The organism is Arthrobacter sp. KBS0702, from assembly GCF_005937985.2.
Lineage (GTDB): Bacteria > Actinomycetota > Actinomycetes > Actinomycetales > Micrococcaceae > Arthrobacter.
The window spans coordinates 2,004,015-2,019,110 of the sequence record NZ_CP042172.1 but is presented as its reverse complement, the minus strand read 5'-3'; the positions used below and the strand labels follow the sequence as shown (position 1 = coordinate 2,019,110).

The window sequence follows — 15,096 nt, the reverse complement described above, 5'->3', positions numbered from 1 at the left end:
AGGGGGAACGTTCCGCCCGAACCGGCAATATAATGCCGGGCAACGACGGCGGACCCGTCTGGAGGGGGAGTGCAGTGGGCGATGTGGCAGAGATTGCCGAAGGGATCCGCCGGAACCGCAAGGAGGCCGGCCTGACGCAGGAGGACCTGGCACACCTGGCCGGCACGTCCGAGCGCACCGTTCGCGCCATCGAGACCGGGACCGGCAATCCCTCGCTCCAGGCCGTGGTGGCCGTGGCGAACGTGCTGGGCCTGAAGCTCGCGGTCGCCTGATGCCCGCCGAACTGCAGGATCTTCGCTTCGTCCGGTCCGCCGACGTCTACAAGAACGGCCTGCTCGCCGGGCAACTGGCCCGGACCGGCCAGGGCGGAGTGCGTTTTTCCTACCGCGCCGACTACCTCGCTGGCGGGCACCCGTCCGTCGCGGTGTCGCTGCCGCTATCCGAGGCGGCGGTGGAAGCCGCCGGCGGCGCGCTGCCCGCCTTCTTTGCCGGTCTGCTCCCAGAGGGCCACCGGCTCACGGTGCTGAAGAACGCCACCAAGACCAGTTTCGACGACGAGTTGACCCTGCTGCTCGCCGTCGGGTCCGACGTGCCCGGCGACGTCCAGGTGGTGCCCGCCGGCGAACCTCCGGCGGAGCCGGCGGTCCTGGCCGACACCTCACGGCCAGGGGAACTGGATTTCTCCCTCCTTGCCAACACCGTCGACCTGCACGGCATCCCCGGCGTGCAGCGCAAGACGAGCGCCTCCATGCTGACGACGCCGCTGGCCCTGCGCGGGCACCGCTACCTGCTGAAGCTGGATCCGCCGGAACATCCCCATCTGGTGGAAAACGAGGCAGCCCATCTGGCCGGTGCGAAGGCGCTGAAAATCCCCGTCGCGAAAAGCTCCGTCATCGCGGACCGGAATGGCCTGCCCGGGCTTCTCGTGGAACGGTTCGACCGAGTCAGGACAGCCGACGGCGTGTGGCAACGGCTGCCGCTGGAGGACGGCACGCAGGTCCTGGGTCTTCCCCCGGCCTCCAAATACGGTGTGAGCTCCGAGCAGGTGGCCGCCGCCCTGTCCGGGATTTGCAAGGCGCCGCTGGTTGCCAGCCGCAATTTGTACCTGCAGTTCCTGTTCGCGTGGCTGACCGGAAACGGCGATCTCCACGCGAAGAACGTGGCGGTTCTGGGCGGTTCCGGCGGCTTCGTCATGGCCCCCGTGTACGACGTTCCGTGCACCTTGCTGTACGGGGACGAGACCCTGGCGCTGCCGGTAGCCGGCAAAACAAAAAACCTGAAGGCCAGGCACTGGGCAGAGTTCGCTGACACGCTGGGGCTGCCGCCACGGGCCGCGGCGGGGGCTAACCGCACCGCGCTCGCGGCCGCCGGGGCCATCCGCCTGGAGGAACTGCCCTTTGGCGGCTCCCCGCTGCGCGGCGCCCAGCGCGAATTGCGGTTCAGGCGTCTGGAGCTGGGTTCCTGAGCCAAGGATTTCTCAAGGTCCGGCCCTTGCTACGCCGACCCCCGGCGGGCAAAATTCAGGGACTTTGAAGTCCCTCGGTTGTTCAACTGCCCTGGCCTGGAGGAATTGCATGCCTGTATCCGCGCCCACTGGCACCGGCCAGCGAACCGACTCGACCGGCCGGGGATGATGGCCTGTGGGTTTGGCGCGGCAGGGCGGCTTAGGCCGGCACAGGGTGCGACATCCGGGGCCGGAGCGGTCCGCACGGCCCAGCGCTGAAACCCTCTCCGGAGTCGGGGCCATCCTCTCGCTGGTGCTGGCTACCACCGTCTATGCCGTGGGCCAGGCGGACGTTCCGTCCGGCGCGGCGTTCTCCGCCCTCCGGCCGTCGGTTGCGGTGGCAAAGGCTTCCATGGCGCCGGTCGGCCCGACGACGGTCGCCGTGCAGCCGCCAGTACCGACGGCGCCCCCGACGTCGACCGCCCTCCCGCCGGCCCCAGCAGCAAGCGCCGCCGCGCCGCCCGCGTCAGCAGCCGCCGCTCCGCCGGTCCCGGCGGAAAAAGCCCGGAACCAGGGTGCGCCGCTGGCGGCGGCCGCCGCCGCGCCGCAGCCGCCGTCCATCGGACCGGCGCTGGACGCGAAACTGAACGGCATCATCCGGACATACCCGGGCTACCAGTTGGGGGTGGCACTGATCGATGTGGCGGACGGCGCCGTGCACGAATACGGTGTGCGCGGCAAATTCACGGCGGCCAGCACCGGCAAGGTCCTCGCCGCGGCGGCCTACTACCGGCTAGCCGAAACCGGGCAGTTGTCGCTGACCGAGCCGATGGGCACAAGTACCGCGGGCTTGCAGATCCGCCAGATGATCCAGCAGAGCGACAACGACTCCTGGGCCTTGATCCTGGCGGCGATCGGAGACCAGCGGCTGGCCGACTATGCGGAAACGATCGGCATCACCTACGACCGCAGCTACAACACGCTAACGCCGGCCGAGATGGCCCGGACGCTGTCCCTGCTCTACAGCGGCCAGTTGCTCAGCGCGCCCCATACCGCCGAGTTGCTGTCCTACATGCAGAACACCAACCTGGAGACGCTGATCCCTGCGGCGCTGCCGCCCGACGTCGTGGTGTTCCACAAATACGGACTGCTGTACGGCAACCTCCATGACGCCAGCATCCTGGTCCGCGGCGGGAAGGCCTATGCGTTTGTGGTCTACACCCTGGGCCGGAGTCCCGTGGAAATGACGAGCCGCACCCGGGTCATCCAACAGCTGACCCGGGCGGTCACGGCCGCGCTTTTCCCTGGCTGACCCTCCTATTCGGGCAGGCCCGCTATTCCGCGCCCTTGGCGAACGAGGCCGCGCTCAGGAATTCCACGCCGACAAACGGGTCTCCGCCTTCCACCCAGGCGTCGTGGCCCGGCGGGATGGTGTAGGAATCGCCGGCGCCGATGTCGATCCGGCCGCCGTCGGTCGTTTCGACAGTGAGCTTGCCGGAGACACAAAAACCGACGTGGCTGTTCTGGCAGGAATCCGTGTGCACCACGGGCTTGATGCATTCGGACCAGCGCCACCCCGGCTCGAAATTGAACCGGCCGATGGTGTAGTCGCCAACGGACACGATATCGATCTCGCTCTTGTCCGGCCGGCGCTTCTCATCGGGGGAATTGTGGGACTTCACTTGCAGCTGGGTAACAACGTTTGCGGACATTGCACTCCCTCTTTTCGATCAAGGAAATGAACTGCTTACGGGGCCAAGAATCCTCGCTTGGCGGCCCGTTGTCGATAAGAATTTCCTAGAAGCTGGACGAGCTTCCGGAGCCGGAGAAGCTGCCGCCGCTGCCGCCGTATCCCGTGGTGGTGCCACCGCGGGCCGTGCTGACGCTACTGACGCCGGTGCTGAGGCCGGTGTTGAACGTGGGGACCGAGAAGAAGTAGTAGGACGGGTACACAGTGCCCAGGATGCTGGGCTCGTAGCGGGGCCGCTGCTTCTTGCCGGCCCCGGCCTGGGCCTGCTCCATTTCCTTGCGCATCAGCCCGGCCTCGCGGTCATTGCGGGCGTAGCCGGAGATCACCGTCTCCGCATGGCTCCGCAGCAGCTCCGAGAGTTCGGTCCGGGCGTCGCGCAGCCGGTCCAGCGCTGTCTCCGGGCTGATGCTGCCGTCGGACAGCTCTGCCGTCCAGCGTTCGATGTCACGCTGGCTGCGGTCCCGGAATGAACGAAGCGCGGCGGCTGTCGCCGAACCGCCCTCGCCATGGCGCTTCGCCAGCAGGCCTTCGATGCCGGCCAGGTCGCTGCGGAAGGGGGCGAGCTGCCGGTCCCAGGCCGTCGCCCAGATGGAACCGCGGTTCAGCAGGGCATTCGTGTCGGAGATGACGTCGTCCAAGGCATCGAGTTCGGCCGCCGCATCCGCATACTGCCGGGCCAGCGACAGGCTCGCCCGGCGGCTTAGCTGGCGCCGCGTCAGCGCGTGCACCTGGTTGGAAAGGCCGGTGGCGGCGGCGTACCGGCTCAGGAAGGTGCGGTGTTTTTCCAGCACCGTGCTGCCGTAGCGCGAGGACTCGGGGATGGTGCCGGCGTTGAGTTCGGTGACTTGCAGGTCCATGCTCACGTTGGCGTAGTTCGCGTCCCCGCGGGCTATCTCCCGGCGGCTGCCCACCCTTGTCCGCCAGCGCACCAGCAGCCACGCGCCTGCGCCGGCCACCACGGCCCCGGCGGAGCTCCAGGCTGTGACGAGGAAGGCAGTGGAGCGGTACCAGGGTTGGTTGATCAGCTCTGCGCCGCGCCGGATGCCGGCAATGGTTCCTTCCGTCCACTGCGCATCGCGCAACAGGTCCTTGGAGGCGTTCTGGATGTCATCGCGCTGCTCGAGGGACACCTTCCGGTCCTCGCCCATGTAGGTTCCGACGTGCCGGCCCACCGGATCCAGCGCGAAGATGAAGAGGCCGTCGGCCCACTTCTGCCCGTCCGGGCTGATCCAGTCCGGGTGCTCAATTCGGGCGAACCGCAGCACCTCCTCGTTGAGGTTGTCCGCGGCGCTGCCGTTGTAGGTGTAGACGGCCACCTTGGTGGGTTGGTAGAAATCGATCTTTCGCAGGGCCGGCAGCAGGGTGTTGCTGTCGAGGACCCCCGCCCGGTCCGCCACCACGACGTCGGTGGGCGGGACAGCGAGCGCGGCCGGCGCGGCGCCCAGCATGATGCCCGTCAGTCCGACGAACAGCAGCAGGTAGCCCGGGAGCTTCGGGCCGAAAATTTTCCGCATGGTTCCCCGTATGAGCGTAGTGTTTGCTGCCAGCGTCGCCGACCCGCGCCATCACTGAAAGGGCCTAAAGACACCATGACGGTGCTGTGACGGCCATCCATACTGACGGCATGAGTCAACCGCCGTATGACCCCGGACCGCCGGCCGCGGCACAGGACGAAGCGGAGAAGGTTCCGGACCCGGAGCCGGCTCCCGGACACCGGCGGCCCGACAGGGTCCTGCTGGGCATTGTGGCGGCGATCGCCGTCCTGGTGGTGGTGGCACTGGCCGTGGTGTTTCTTCGCGGAGAACCGCAGCCGCTGGACGAATCGTCCCCGGCGGGAGTCGTGCAGCGATACAGCAAGGCCGTCATCGACGCCGATTCCGCTGCAGCGGACGCCTACCTCACGGACAACGCACGGTCCCGGTGCGCCAACTACTATGGCAGCGCCCAGGCAAGCCGGGTTGTCCTGATCACTACCACCGAACGGGGCGAAACCGCGACGGTAAAGGTCTCGATTGTGCACTCTGCCCCGGACGGTCCCTTCGGCCCCTCGGAGTACGCCGAGGAAGGAGTCATTGGGCTGGTCAAAGTGGCGGGCGCATGGAGGATCAACGAACTGCCCTACAGCCTCCAGACCTGCGCGGGCGGGGTGCCGAAAAAATGAGCGACACTCGGGTTCACGGCGCCCCCGTGACGGGCTCGGCCCAGGCGAAGGTGCGCCGCCTGGTGGTCTTCGTGCTGCTGTTCGCCCTCGTGGTAATCGCAGCCAACGGGCTCAGCGGGCTGCTGGAGCGGCTGTTGCGCTCCGGGCAGGTGCTGGCCGGGCAGGGCGTTGAGGGGCTGGCGTTATCGCTGGCGTTCACCCTGATCGGCGGCCCGCTGGCCGCCCTGCTCTGGTGGCTCGTCTGGCGCCGGCTGCCCGAGGAGGCGGAGCGGTCCGCGCCGTCGTGGGGCCTCTACGTCGCGGCGCTTTACACGATGTCCCTGGTGCTGTTCGTGACGTCCCTGCTGGCGCTGGCGGCCTCCTTCATCGGCGCCGACAACCCGGACTGGCGGTCGCCGCTGTCCGTCGGGCTGGTCTGGGCCCTGGTCTGGTGGTGGCACCGCTGGATGTGGCGGCATCCTGCCCGGGGTCCGCTCGAGCTCGCGACCGTGCCGGCCGTGATCGGTACCTACTTCGGGCTGGGCCTGGGTGTCGGTGCGGCGGTGACGGCACTCGGCAGCCTGCTGGACGTCGCAATCCGCGGGTCCATGGACCTCACCTCGACCGCCGACCCGTGGTGGCAATCCATCCTCCAGGACCTGATCTGGGCGGCCGGGGGAGCGCTGGTCTGGTGGTGGCATTGGGTCCGGGGCGGCGCGCGCCGGCTGCGGGGCGGGTTCGCCGACGTGGGGCTGATCGTCGTCGGCGTGCTGGCGGCCGGTTTGCTGGCGCTGGGCGGTGCCGGCACCGTGCTCTTTGTGTTGCTGCGGCTGGCATTTGACCGGCAGGGTTCCCTGCTGGAGCTGCTCGCCCCCCTGGGTCCGGCGATCGCCTCGGCCGCCGTCGGTTCCCTGGTCTGGCGCTATTACCGCACTGCGGCCGCCGGCCGGGCCGAACGGACCCGGCAGGCGGGGGTGCTGGTGACTTCGGGTGTGGCCCTGGCGGCGGCAGCCACCGGCGTCGGCGTGATCCTGAACGCGGCACTGTCCATCGCGGTGTCACCGCTGGCCGGCGGCAATGCCCGGACCCTGCTGCTGGGCGGGATCAGTTCCCTCGCCGTGGGCGGCTTCGTCTGGTGGCTGGCGTGGCGGCCGGCGCGGCAGCACCGGCAGGTTGACGCGGTGACGATGGGGCGGCGCGTCTACCTCGTCGCCGTGTTCGGACTAAGCGCCGTGGTGGCCCTGGTGGCCCTGCTCGTCATCGGGTACCGGCTGTTCGAGTTCTTCCTGGCCGAGGTCACGGGTGGCAGCCTGGTGGACCGGATCCGCGCGCCGCTCGGGCTGCTGGTCGCGGCAGCCCTGGCTTCCGGCTACCACTTTGCTGTCTGGCGGCAGGACAGGTCGCGGCAGGCGGCGGCGGGGGCCGGCCGGAAACGCACGATCGGGCACGTCATCCTGGTGGCAGGCTCCGACCCGGAGCCCCTGCGCCGCGCCGTTGAAGAGCTGACCGGGGCCGGGGTCACCCTCTGGAGCCGGGCCGACGTCGGCGTGCGGGCGCTGGCGGCTACTTCCGCCGAGGCCGGGCCGGTGCCCGCCGCGGGTGGGGGCGCGCCACACGGGCCGTCCGCCGACCGCCTGGCCGAGGCCTTGGCCGGGGTCAGCGCCAAAAGGGTCCTTGTGATCACCGGACCCGACGAAGGCGTGGACGTCATTCCGCTGCGCGGCTGAGCCGGCCGCGTGCCGGCCCTGGCGGATCCGCCGGCGGGTCGCTGGCCGGAGGGCGGGCTCCGCAGTAGCCTGTGCATTATCGGCCGTCCGGCCAGGATCACGGGAGACCGAACTCACTGCGGTAGCTGCGGACAGCGTTATGCACCGTGGGGAAGAAGTGGTCCGGGCCGAACCGGCTGCTCACGCCGAAGCGGATCAGCCGGTCCTTGATCGGGCCCTTCATCTCCGCGAACACCAGGCTGATGCCTTTCTGTGCGAGCTCGTCGTCCAGTTCCACCACATCGTCCAGGGCGGTGGTGTCGAGGTCGGTGATGGCCTCCGACGCGACCACCACCCAGCGCACGGGAGCGGGGGCACGCGCCACGAGCGTCCGGATGTGCTCGGCAAACACCGCGCCGTTTGCGAAAAACAACGGAGCATCAAAGCGTGCGATCACCAGGCCGGGCACACGCTCGCCTTCCGGGTGCCGGTTGAGGTCGTGGTAGCCGGGTATGTCCTCGACGCTGGCCAGCTCCGTCCGGTAAGGATCCCAGGCGCGCCGGACAAAGGCCATCAGGGACAGGGCAATCGCGACCACAACGCCTTCGAGGACGCCCACGAAGGCAACTCCGAGGAACGTTGCGAGCAACAGCGCGGCTTCGGTCCGGCTCATCCTGACCAGCCGGGCGAGCGTCTTCAGGTCGATGACCGAGGCGGCAGCAACGATCACGACGCCAGCCAGGGTGCTGGAGGGCAGGAACGCGGTGACCCCGGGCGCCGCGGTCATAAACAGCACCACGAGAGCCGCCGCAATCACGCCGCTGAGCGGACTCCGGGCCCCCGCCTCGAGCGCGATCGGGGTGCGGGAGGCGCTTCCGGAGACGGGAAATCCGCCAAACAGCCCGCAGGCGGCGTTCACGAGGCCGAGGGCGCCCATTTCCTGGTTCCCGTTCACGTGGTCGCCGCGGCGGCGGGCGAGGCTTTTGGAGAGCACCGAAGTGTCGGCGAAAGCGATCAGGGCGATGCCGGCCGCTGGACCGAGCAGCCCAAGCACTTCCGCCGGGCGGACGCTTCCCAGGTCCGTGGGGGTCGGGCCCGTCGGAAGTTCACCTACCACCGGCACAGCGGACCCGAGGCCGGCCGCCGCTGCGACGGCCATGGACGCCAGTACCGCGAGCAGCACACCGGGAACCCGCCAGGGCAGCGCTCGGCAGCCCAGGATGACTGCGATGGTGCCGACCCCGAACAGCAATGCCAGCGGTTGGGCCGCGCCCTGCGCCAGTTCCCTGGCCGTGGCGGCGAGGCTCTCGGCAAGGGAGCCACCGGCGGCCGGGATGCCGAAGAGCTTGGGCAGCTGGCTGGCGATCACCACGAGGGCGATTCCGTTGAGGTAACCCACGCGGATGGGTTTGGAGAGCAGGCCGGTGACAAACCCGAGCTTGAGGAACCTGCCGATGATCAGCATCAGGCCGATCAGGAGGGACAGCACCCCCGCCAGGGCCACGGCATGCCCGGACTTCGCGGCCGCCAGGGGCAGGACCGCGGCGGCGATCATCGGAACCAGGGAGGAGTCCGGCCCCACGATCAGCACCCGTGAGGGTCCGAAGACGGCGTAGGCGAGCAGGGGAATCACCGAGGCGTAGAGGCCCGTGACGGCGGGCAGCCCGGCAGCTTCCGCGTAGGCCATGCCCGCCGGGATCAGGGCCGCGCTCAGGGCGGCTCCCGCGGCAAGGTCCGACTTCAGCCAGGCCCGCCGGTAGTTCAGGACGATCTTGAGGCCGGGCGGGGCACTGCGGATCCAATGGCGGCGCACGGCGGCGCGGCTCAGTTCCGGGCGGAGGGCGGGCTGACGAGATTCATGCTCGATTCTACGTCCGCCCGCCCCCGCCGGCCCGGGAGTGCCCGGATGTTGCGCCTAGATGCAGCTGGGCTGGTACGCCGGGTCCGCCGGTTCACCGGCGGGCCGGCCCAGCGCGTTGGAAACAAGACGCTGGACCACGGGGTCATTGGGCGTCTGGTCGTGCTCAATCACATCCGCGGGGCACTTGTCCTGGATGGTGATGTTGGTGACCTTCTGGGCCGGCCCGGCCAGGAACTGGCTCTGGTAAGGCGTCACCACCTCGTCATGGGTTGTCGAGATGACGGTGTACGCCGGGCCAGCCACCGTATCCCCGATGGAATTGAGCTTTGTCAGGAACGGTGAGCCCGCCTGCTGGTCTGCGCACGCCTGGCAGTTGGAGCCGCCCACCGAGGTGGCCGGCGGCACTGAACCCGGCGTGGGAGTGATCAGCCCCTGGGTGCCGTGGTTGGACGGGGCGATACCGACCAGCTGATTGACCTTCTTCGCGCCGTTCAGGAATCCCATGTAATAGCGCGGCATCATGCCGCCCTGGCTGTGACCCACCAGGTCGACCTTCTTTGCACCTGTTGAGGCCAGCACGGCATCGACGAACGGGGCCAGCTGCGCGGCGGAGTCGGCGATCGGGCCGGTGGCATCGACGCCGTTGGTTGCCCCGTAGTTCAGGGCATAGACGCAGTAACCCTCGCTCTTGAGGGCCGGCGCCATCGTGGCCCAGTTCTTCGCCATGTTCTCGAAGGTTCCGGGGACGAGAATCACCGGATTGGGGTGCGCCGCGGTGGGCTTGCACGACCAGTCGTTTGCACCGGGAGGAGAGACATCCACGGTGTCGGCGCTGGCCACCGGGGAGACAGCCATGGACCCGCACAGCAGGGCCATTGCGCCCAGTGCTGCAGCCTTGGCCCTGGTGCGGTTGGTACGGGCAGATTTGCTGGGGTGGGACACGGTCATACCTCTTCGTTTGGACCCCTCAGCGGCGAGGGGTTGGGGGAGGTGGAGGTGAGTTAGGGATCCGTCCCCACTGTGATCCGGCTCACGCCCACTGTTCCAGCGTAGGAACGGGCCCCGCGCGTGCAGACAGTTCTGCACGTTTGTGCAGGGGTTTCTTGCACCAGAAGGCTACTCGCGGGTAATACGCGGTCGACGGCTGCACGAATGTTCATTTTTGGCCGCGAAGGGGCCGTGTCGGCACCGGCGCCAGTACGCGGCCGTGCATCAGGCCTTGAGAGGCGTGGCGAAGGACCGGGCGGCACGTGCTCCGCCAAACGAGCTTGCAGCGATGGTGACGAGCGCACCGAGGAGCAACGCGGCATCCTCTCCGGGTTGCAGCACCTGGAGCTGTGTCCCGATGCTGGCGGCGGCGACGGGGATCCCCAGCTGGGCTGCGGAGAGCACACCCAGCGGCAGCGGCAGGCCGGACGCCCTCAGGGCGGCGTGCAGCAGTATGGTACCGGCACCCAGCGAGAGGCCCAGCGCCGCCATCTCCGGATGACCGGCGAGGTCGCGCAGGTTCAGGGAGGCACCCAGCCAGACAAAGAAGATCGGGCCGAGAAATCCGTCGCTGACGGCGAAGAGCTGCCGTGCCAGGCGTCGTGGTTCGCCCACTGCCGCCACCACCAGGCCGAAGGAGAAGCCGGCCAGCATCACCGAGACGCCGCCGAAGCTTGCCACTCCGGCCAGGGCAAACAGCAGCGCCAGCTGGATGCGGAGTTCGAGGGCAAACTTGCGGTCCTCAGAGAGACGATGCATCCGCTGGCGGGTGCCGCGGCGCTCCAGCGAGCGCAGCGCGAAGAAGATCGCGGCGGCGCAGATACCCACCGCGAGCGCCCCGAGGGCGGTGCGGACTGCATTGGGCGGATCTACCGCCAGCGGCAGGGCGAGGATGCAGGCGATGTCAGCGATCGCCACCTGTGCCGTCATGGCCACCACCTGCGGTCCGCCGAGGCGGAGCGAGTCGACAATCGGCAGCACCAGCGCGGCCGAGGAAGAGGCCAGCAGCACCACGTAGAGCGGTGCGTGCCCGGTGCCGAAGGCCAGGCCGAGGGCGGTCCCGAGGAGAGCAGCAGCGGCGGCCGCCAGGACGGCGCGTCGTGCCCCCTGGCCCAGGGCCGAGCGGATCGCGGGATCCCTCACCGGCACGTGCGTTCCGGCCACGAACATCATTAGCGCGAAGCCGATGTTGGCCAGCAGGCTGAAGGTGGGGTCCGCCGAGTCCACCAGCGCCAGTCCCGTGCGTCCGATCAGGACGCCGGCCAACAATTCACCGAGGACCACCGGCAAGCTCCAGCGGACCGGGAGCGCGAGCAGGGGGCCGGCCAGGGCGACGACGGCGATCAGCGCCAGGGACAGGAAGGTCACCGCGCGCTGGCGGCGGCGCGCGCCGTCGTGCCATAGTCTCTCGCCATGGAACGAGACTAGTCCTACCCGGGCCCGATACCCGTGCTGACGTGCCCTGACTGTTGTTGACGCGCGGGGGAGGCGCCGTGGTTGCTCCTGCGCGCTTTCAGCTTCTTCACAGAGTCCGCGGATACAGTCCCGTCGGCAGGACCGTCCGGCCGTTGAGGTGAGGAGAATGCGTGGGCCCGGTAAAGAGCCTGTGGGCGATGGTTCAGGGGGATCCCGTCTTTATGCGGCGGGTCAACGGCTGGCTGGCGATCCTGTGGATCGTCATGATCCCGATTTCGTTGACGATGGGCTGGCTGGATTCGGTGGTGTACGTGTCGGCCCTCTCGCTCTGGGCCCTCGTCTCCGGCCACTGGTCCGCCTGGCAGGCGGCCCGCGTCGAAGTGGCCCAGATGGAGGACGCGAAGAAGCGGGAGAAGGAAGACATTGTGGCGGAAGTGGTGGCAGCGCTGCTGGCCAGGACCAATGTGGAGCCGGCAGGCGCCGCGGTCAACGAGCCGGCCGGCTCCCGGGCTGCGTCCGCCAACTGAGCCCGCCGCGGCCTCAGTGGCCGGTGGCGGGAAGGGCGATCCTCATGACGGTGCCTTCCGGGCCGGTCCGGGCCACCACAACGGTGCCGCCGGCCGCCATGGCGATTTCGCGGACCAGGGACAGGCCGATGCCGTAGCTGCGCTGCCCGCGTGTCCCGTCGGGGCCGGCCGTCCTGACGAAACTGTCGAAAATCCTGTTCTGGTCGACGCCGGTGATCCCGGCACCCGTGTCCGCCACCGTGATAACCGCCTGCTGCTGCTCGGCGGCGGTTGAAATGGTGACGAGCCCGCCGGGCGGGGTGTGGGCCAGTGCGTTGTCCGCCAGTGCCAGGATCGCGCGCCGGAGGGCATTCCGGTCGATCCTGGCGCGCGGGCGGCCGGCGGCGGAGAATGCCAGGCGGACGTCGTTGGCCGCCGCCAACTGCTCGAGGCTTTGGGCGACGGCGCCGGCGACGTCGGCCAGATCGACAGGTTCGGCCGCGGGGTCCGGGGCCTCCGTAGTGGCGGCAAGCAGCAGTTCGTTGACGATGCCGGTGAGCGTGGCGGCGTCCTCGCGGATCCGGGCCAGCTCCCGTCCCTGCTTGGAATCGGGTTCGGCGCTACGCTGCGCGAGCTGGATCCTGGTGTCCAGGATGGCCAGTGGGGTGCGGAGTTCGTGGCTGGCGTCCTGGACGAACCGGCGCTGCAGGGCCAGCGCCTCGCCCAGCGGGCGGATGGCGCTGCGGGCGCTGAGCCATCCCACGAGCCCGGCCAGTGCGACGCCGGCCAGCCCGGCGATGATCATCGCCTCCAGCAGGTCCCGGGAATCAAGGTACGCGTAGGTCGTCCCGGCCGCCGTGGGGGCCGGCAACTCCGGGTGGGCCAGCTTGTTCATGAGGTAGAAGGCGGCGACGGCGAGCAGGCACAACACCATTACCGCGCAGGCCGCGCTGATGCGGACGGCCACCTTGAGCGAGGCCCGGCGCAGGGTGGACTGGTCCGGCGATCCTCCCGGGGGCGTTTCCTTAGTCATGTGCTGCCCTAGTCATTGGCCTCGCCGAGCTGGTAGCCGACGCCGTGGACGGTGCGGATGACGGTCCTGGTGATTTTCCGGCGCAGGTGGTGGACGTAGGTGTCGATCACGCCGGGCTGGTCCGTGGGGTCGAAGAAGCCTGCGAGCAGTTCATCGCGCGTAAAGACCCTTCCGGGTTCGGCGGCAAGCGCCGCGAGCACCTCGGTCTCCTTGGCCGTGAGGGTTACCGTGCCGCCGTAGACAGAGCGGACCAACCGCGACGCCGGATCAAGTTCCCAGTCGCCGATGCTGATGGTGTCCGCGGCCCGGGCGTAGCTCCGGGTCAGGGCGCGCAGCCGAGCGGCCAGTTCGCCGGCGTCGAACGGCTTGGTCACGTAATCGTTGGCACCCGCGTCCAGCCCCCGGACCTTCTCGTCCGGGTCGCCCAGCGCCGTCAGTATCAGGATCGGCGTGGCGATCCCCTTGGACCGCAGAGCCGCGATCACGGCAATTCCGTCCATCACGGGCAGGCCGCGGTCAATGACCAGCACGTCCCACGGCTCGGTCAGGCCCAGGTGCAGGCCGTCCTGGCCGTTGGCGACCAGGCGGACCCGGTAGTCCGGCTCCAGCAGTTCGGCGATCAGCGGGCCCAGTACGGGGTCGTCCTCGACGAGCAGCAGGGCCGGCCGGTCAGCAAGTGTCATGACACTTATTCTTTCGCGGCCGGTTCCCGGTGGAGTCCGGCGTCGCCCGTGTCGTGGGCGGTTCCGTGCTCGGCCTCCGGCGGGGCACCGGCGTCGCGGCGGTTGCTGCGGCGGCGCTTGAGCAACTGGATCAGCCACGGCACGACGGAGACGAGGACCATCACCACGGCGATGACGTCGATGTTCTGGGCGATGATCTCATAGTGTCCCAGCCAGGTGCCCAGCAAGGTCACGGAGGTGGCCCAGGCCAGCGCCCCGACGATGTTCCAGAGGGTAAAGGCCTTGTACTCGTAGCGGCCGATGCCTGCGGTCAGCGGCGCGAACGTCCTGACCATGGGTACGAATCGGGCCAGCACGACGGCGGCGCCGCCGTGGCGGCGGAAGAACTCTTCCGTTGTGGCCAGGTGGGCTGTCTTCAGCACCCTGGCGTCATCCTTGAACCACCGCCGGCCAAAGGTACGCCCCAGCAGGTAGCCGACCTGGTCGCCCGCGATGGCCGCCGCCGTGACGACGCCGATCAGCACGGGCAGCGTCAGCTGCAGCTGCTGATGCAGGAGTCCGGCGGTGAAGAGCAGGGAGTCGCCGGGCAGGAAGGGGAAGAGCACGCCCGATTCGATGAACACCATCGCGGCGATGACGCCCAGCGCGGCCGGCCCGAGCCCGGCGAGCAGGCTGGCGGGGTCGAGCAGGGAAGGAGATCCTCCGGCGGCCGCCAGGGCCGGGGCCAGTCCCGAAATGTCGATACTGTGCACCATCAGGTCCTTACGCTCGGTTTGATCGGAGGAACACGGCGGACGGCAGACGCTCCACGAGCCGGGGGCCGAAGCGGTTCCAGAGCCCGGATAGCAGGACCACCGCTGCGCTGGCGGCCAGGAACGAGGCTGCCACGTCGCTGGGGTAGTGCACCCCGATGTAGAGCCGCGACCAGGCCACGACCAGGGCCAAAGCTGCGCCGGCGGCGGCGATCACCTTGGACCAGCGGGTCCCCCGGGCCAGGAAGTAGAGCGCGAACGCCAGCGCGACGGCGAAGGAGACGTGGCCGCTCGGGAAGCTGTTCGAACCCGTCTCCGGGGACAGCGGGTCCACCAGCATGGCCGGGTTGGGCCGCTGGCGGGCAATGATGAGCTTGAAGACTTCGCTGGCCACCCAGCCCGAACACGCCACCAGGCCGAAAGCGACGGCCTTGACCAGATCGCGGCCGACCAGCCAGAGGAACAGCGCGACGATGCCGATCAGGACGAGTCCAACCACGGGCCCGAACAGCACGTTGATGCCCATCGCGACGGCGGTCAGCGCGGCGGAGTGGTGCTGGCTGAGGTCCTGGTCCACGCCCAGTTCGGCCCGGGTGTCCCCGGGCACCAGCTGCACAGCCATGCCCAGCGCGATCACGGCGGCGCAGAGCAGGATGCCCAGCAGCAGCCAGTGCCGGGCCTGCGGAAGGGCCCGGAACCGCGGCGCCGCAGCGGGGCGGCCGTCGGGAACGGGGTGCTGTGCGGATCGGTCGACAGGGGCGGGTCCAGCCATGGAATCCTCCGGTTCGGGGCAGCGGCGCGCGGTTACGCGTCCTGTC

At 69.2% G+C, this 15,096-nt stretch carries 15 protein-coding genes; 6 read left to right on the top strand and 9 right to left on the bottom strand.

Annotation, left to right across the window (positions count from 1 at the left end; all coding sequences use genetic code 11):
* The first annotated feature begins 83 nt into the window (after window positions 1–83).
* From FFF93_RS09260 to FFF93_RS09250, 3 genes are all read left to right on the top strand, one after another.
* Window positions 84–272: a helix-turn-helix transcriptional regulator gene (locus FFF93_RS09260; protein WP_395858381.1), complete on the top strand. Its 189-nt coding sequence runs from the start codon at window positions 84–86 to the stop codon at window positions 270–272.
* Window positions 272–1,465 (top strand): type II toxin-antitoxin system HipA family toxin, encoded by a 1,194-nt coding sequence (locus FFF93_RS09255; protein ID WP_138769170.1) that lies wholly within the window; start codon window positions 272–274, stop codon window positions 1,463–1,465. The genes FFF93_RS09260 and FFF93_RS09255 overlap by 1 nt, the downstream gene beginning before the upstream one ends.
* 292 nt (window positions 1,466–1,757) lie before the next feature.
* A complete protein-coding gene (locus FFF93_RS09250; protein ID WP_261375041.1) occupies window positions 1,758–2,756 on the top strand; it encodes a serine hydrolase in 999 nt (332 codons plus the stop codon).
* A 22-nt stretch (window positions 2,757–2,778) separates the two neighbouring features.
* Here the strand turns inward: FFF93_RS09250 and FFF93_RS09245 are convergent, their stop codons facing one another.
* Window positions 2,779–3,156 (bottom strand): cupin domain-containing protein, encoded by a 378-nt coding sequence (locus FFF93_RS09245; protein WP_138769171.1) that lies wholly within the window; start codon window positions 3,154–3,156, stop codon window positions 2,779–2,781.
* 85 nt (window positions 3,157–3,241) lie between these two features.
* Window positions 3,242–4,708: a DUF5129 domain-containing protein gene (locus tag FFF93_RS09240; protein ID WP_138769172.1), complete on the bottom strand. Its 1,467-nt coding sequence runs from the start codon at window positions 4,706–4,708 to the stop codon at window positions 3,242–3,244.
* A gap of 110 nt (window positions 4,709–4,818) precedes the next feature.
* Here FFF93_RS09240 and FFF93_RS09235 point away from each other — a divergent pair, with 110 nt between their 5' ends.
* Window positions 4,819–5,355 carry a hypothetical protein gene (locus tag FFF93_RS09235; RefSeq protein WP_261375040.1) on the top strand — a complete coding sequence of 179 codons (537 nt, stop codon included), beginning with the start codon at window positions 4,819–4,821 and terminating at the stop codon, window positions 5,353–5,355.
* Window positions 5,352–7,061 carry a DUF5671 domain-containing protein gene (locus tag FFF93_RS09230; RefSeq protein ID WP_138769173.1) on the top strand — a complete coding sequence of 570 codons (1,710 nt, stop codon included), beginning with the start codon at window positions 5,352–5,354 and terminating at the stop codon, window positions 7,059–7,061. Before FFF93_RS09235 ends, FFF93_RS09230 begins: the two co-directional genes overlap by 4 nt.
* A 97-nt stretch (window positions 7,062–7,158) precedes the next feature.
* Here the strand turns inward: FFF93_RS09230 and FFF93_RS09225 are convergent, their stop codons facing one another.
* The 3 genes from FFF93_RS09225 to FFF93_RS09215 form a co-directional block, all read right to left on the bottom strand.
* Complete coding sequence (locus tag FFF93_RS09225) at window positions 7,159–8,853, bottom strand: SulP family inorganic anion transporter (protein ID WP_138769174.1); 1,695 nt, start codon at window positions 8,851–8,853, stop codon at window positions 7,159–7,161.
* A 102-nt stretch (window positions 8,854–8,955) separates the two neighbouring features.
* A complete protein-coding gene (locus tag FFF93_RS09220) occupies window positions 8,956–9,777 on the bottom strand; it encodes a triacylglycerol lipase (protein ID WP_261375421.1) in 822 nt (273 codons plus the stop codon).
* Between the two features lie 336 nt (window positions 9,778–10,113).
* Window positions 10,114–11,256 (bottom strand): cation:proton antiporter, encoded by a 1,143-nt coding sequence (locus FFF93_RS09215; RefSeq protein WP_138769176.1) that lies wholly within the window; start codon window positions 11,254–11,256, stop codon window positions 10,114–10,116.
* Window positions 11,257–11,501: 245 nt separating this feature from the next.
* On the opposite strand from FFF93_RS09215, the gene FFF93_RS09210 reads away from it, so the two are divergent.
* Window positions 11,502–11,831, top strand: coding sequence for a hypothetical protein (locus FFF93_RS09210; RefSeq protein ID WP_138769177.1), 330 nt, complete (start codon window positions 11,502–11,504; stop codon window positions 11,829–11,831).
* A 13-nt stretch (window positions 11,832–11,844) separates the two neighbouring features.
* Here the strand turns inward: FFF93_RS09210 and FFF93_RS09205 are convergent, their stop codons facing one another.
* Genes FFF93_RS09205 through FFF93_RS09190 form a run of 4 tightly spaced genes read right to left on the bottom strand, consistent with a single transcriptional unit; the run spans window position 11,845 to window position 15,050 of the window.
* Window positions 11,845–12,843 (bottom strand): HAMP domain-containing sensor histidine kinase, encoded by a 999-nt coding sequence (locus FFF93_RS09205; RefSeq protein ID WP_138769178.1) that lies wholly within the window; start codon window positions 12,841–12,843, stop codon window positions 11,845–11,847.
* A gap of 8 nt (window positions 12,844–12,851) precedes the next feature.
* Window positions 12,852–13,526 (bottom strand): response regulator transcription factor, encoded by a 675-nt coding sequence (locus FFF93_RS09200; protein ID WP_138769179.1) that lies wholly within the window; start codon window positions 13,524–13,526, stop codon window positions 12,852–12,854.
* 5 nt (window positions 13,527–13,531) lie between these two features.
* Window positions 13,532–14,281, bottom strand: coding sequence for a DedA family protein (locus tag FFF93_RS09195; RefSeq protein ID WP_138769180.1), 750 nt, complete (start codon window positions 14,279–14,281; stop codon window positions 13,532–13,534).
* A gap of 7 nt (window positions 14,282–14,288) precedes the next feature.
* A complete protein-coding gene (locus tag FFF93_RS09190; RefSeq protein ID WP_138769181.1) occupies window positions 14,289–15,050 on the bottom strand; it encodes a phosphatase PAP2 family protein in 762 nt (253 codons plus the stop codon).
* Between the last annotated feature and the right edge of the window lie 46 nt (window positions 15,051–15,096).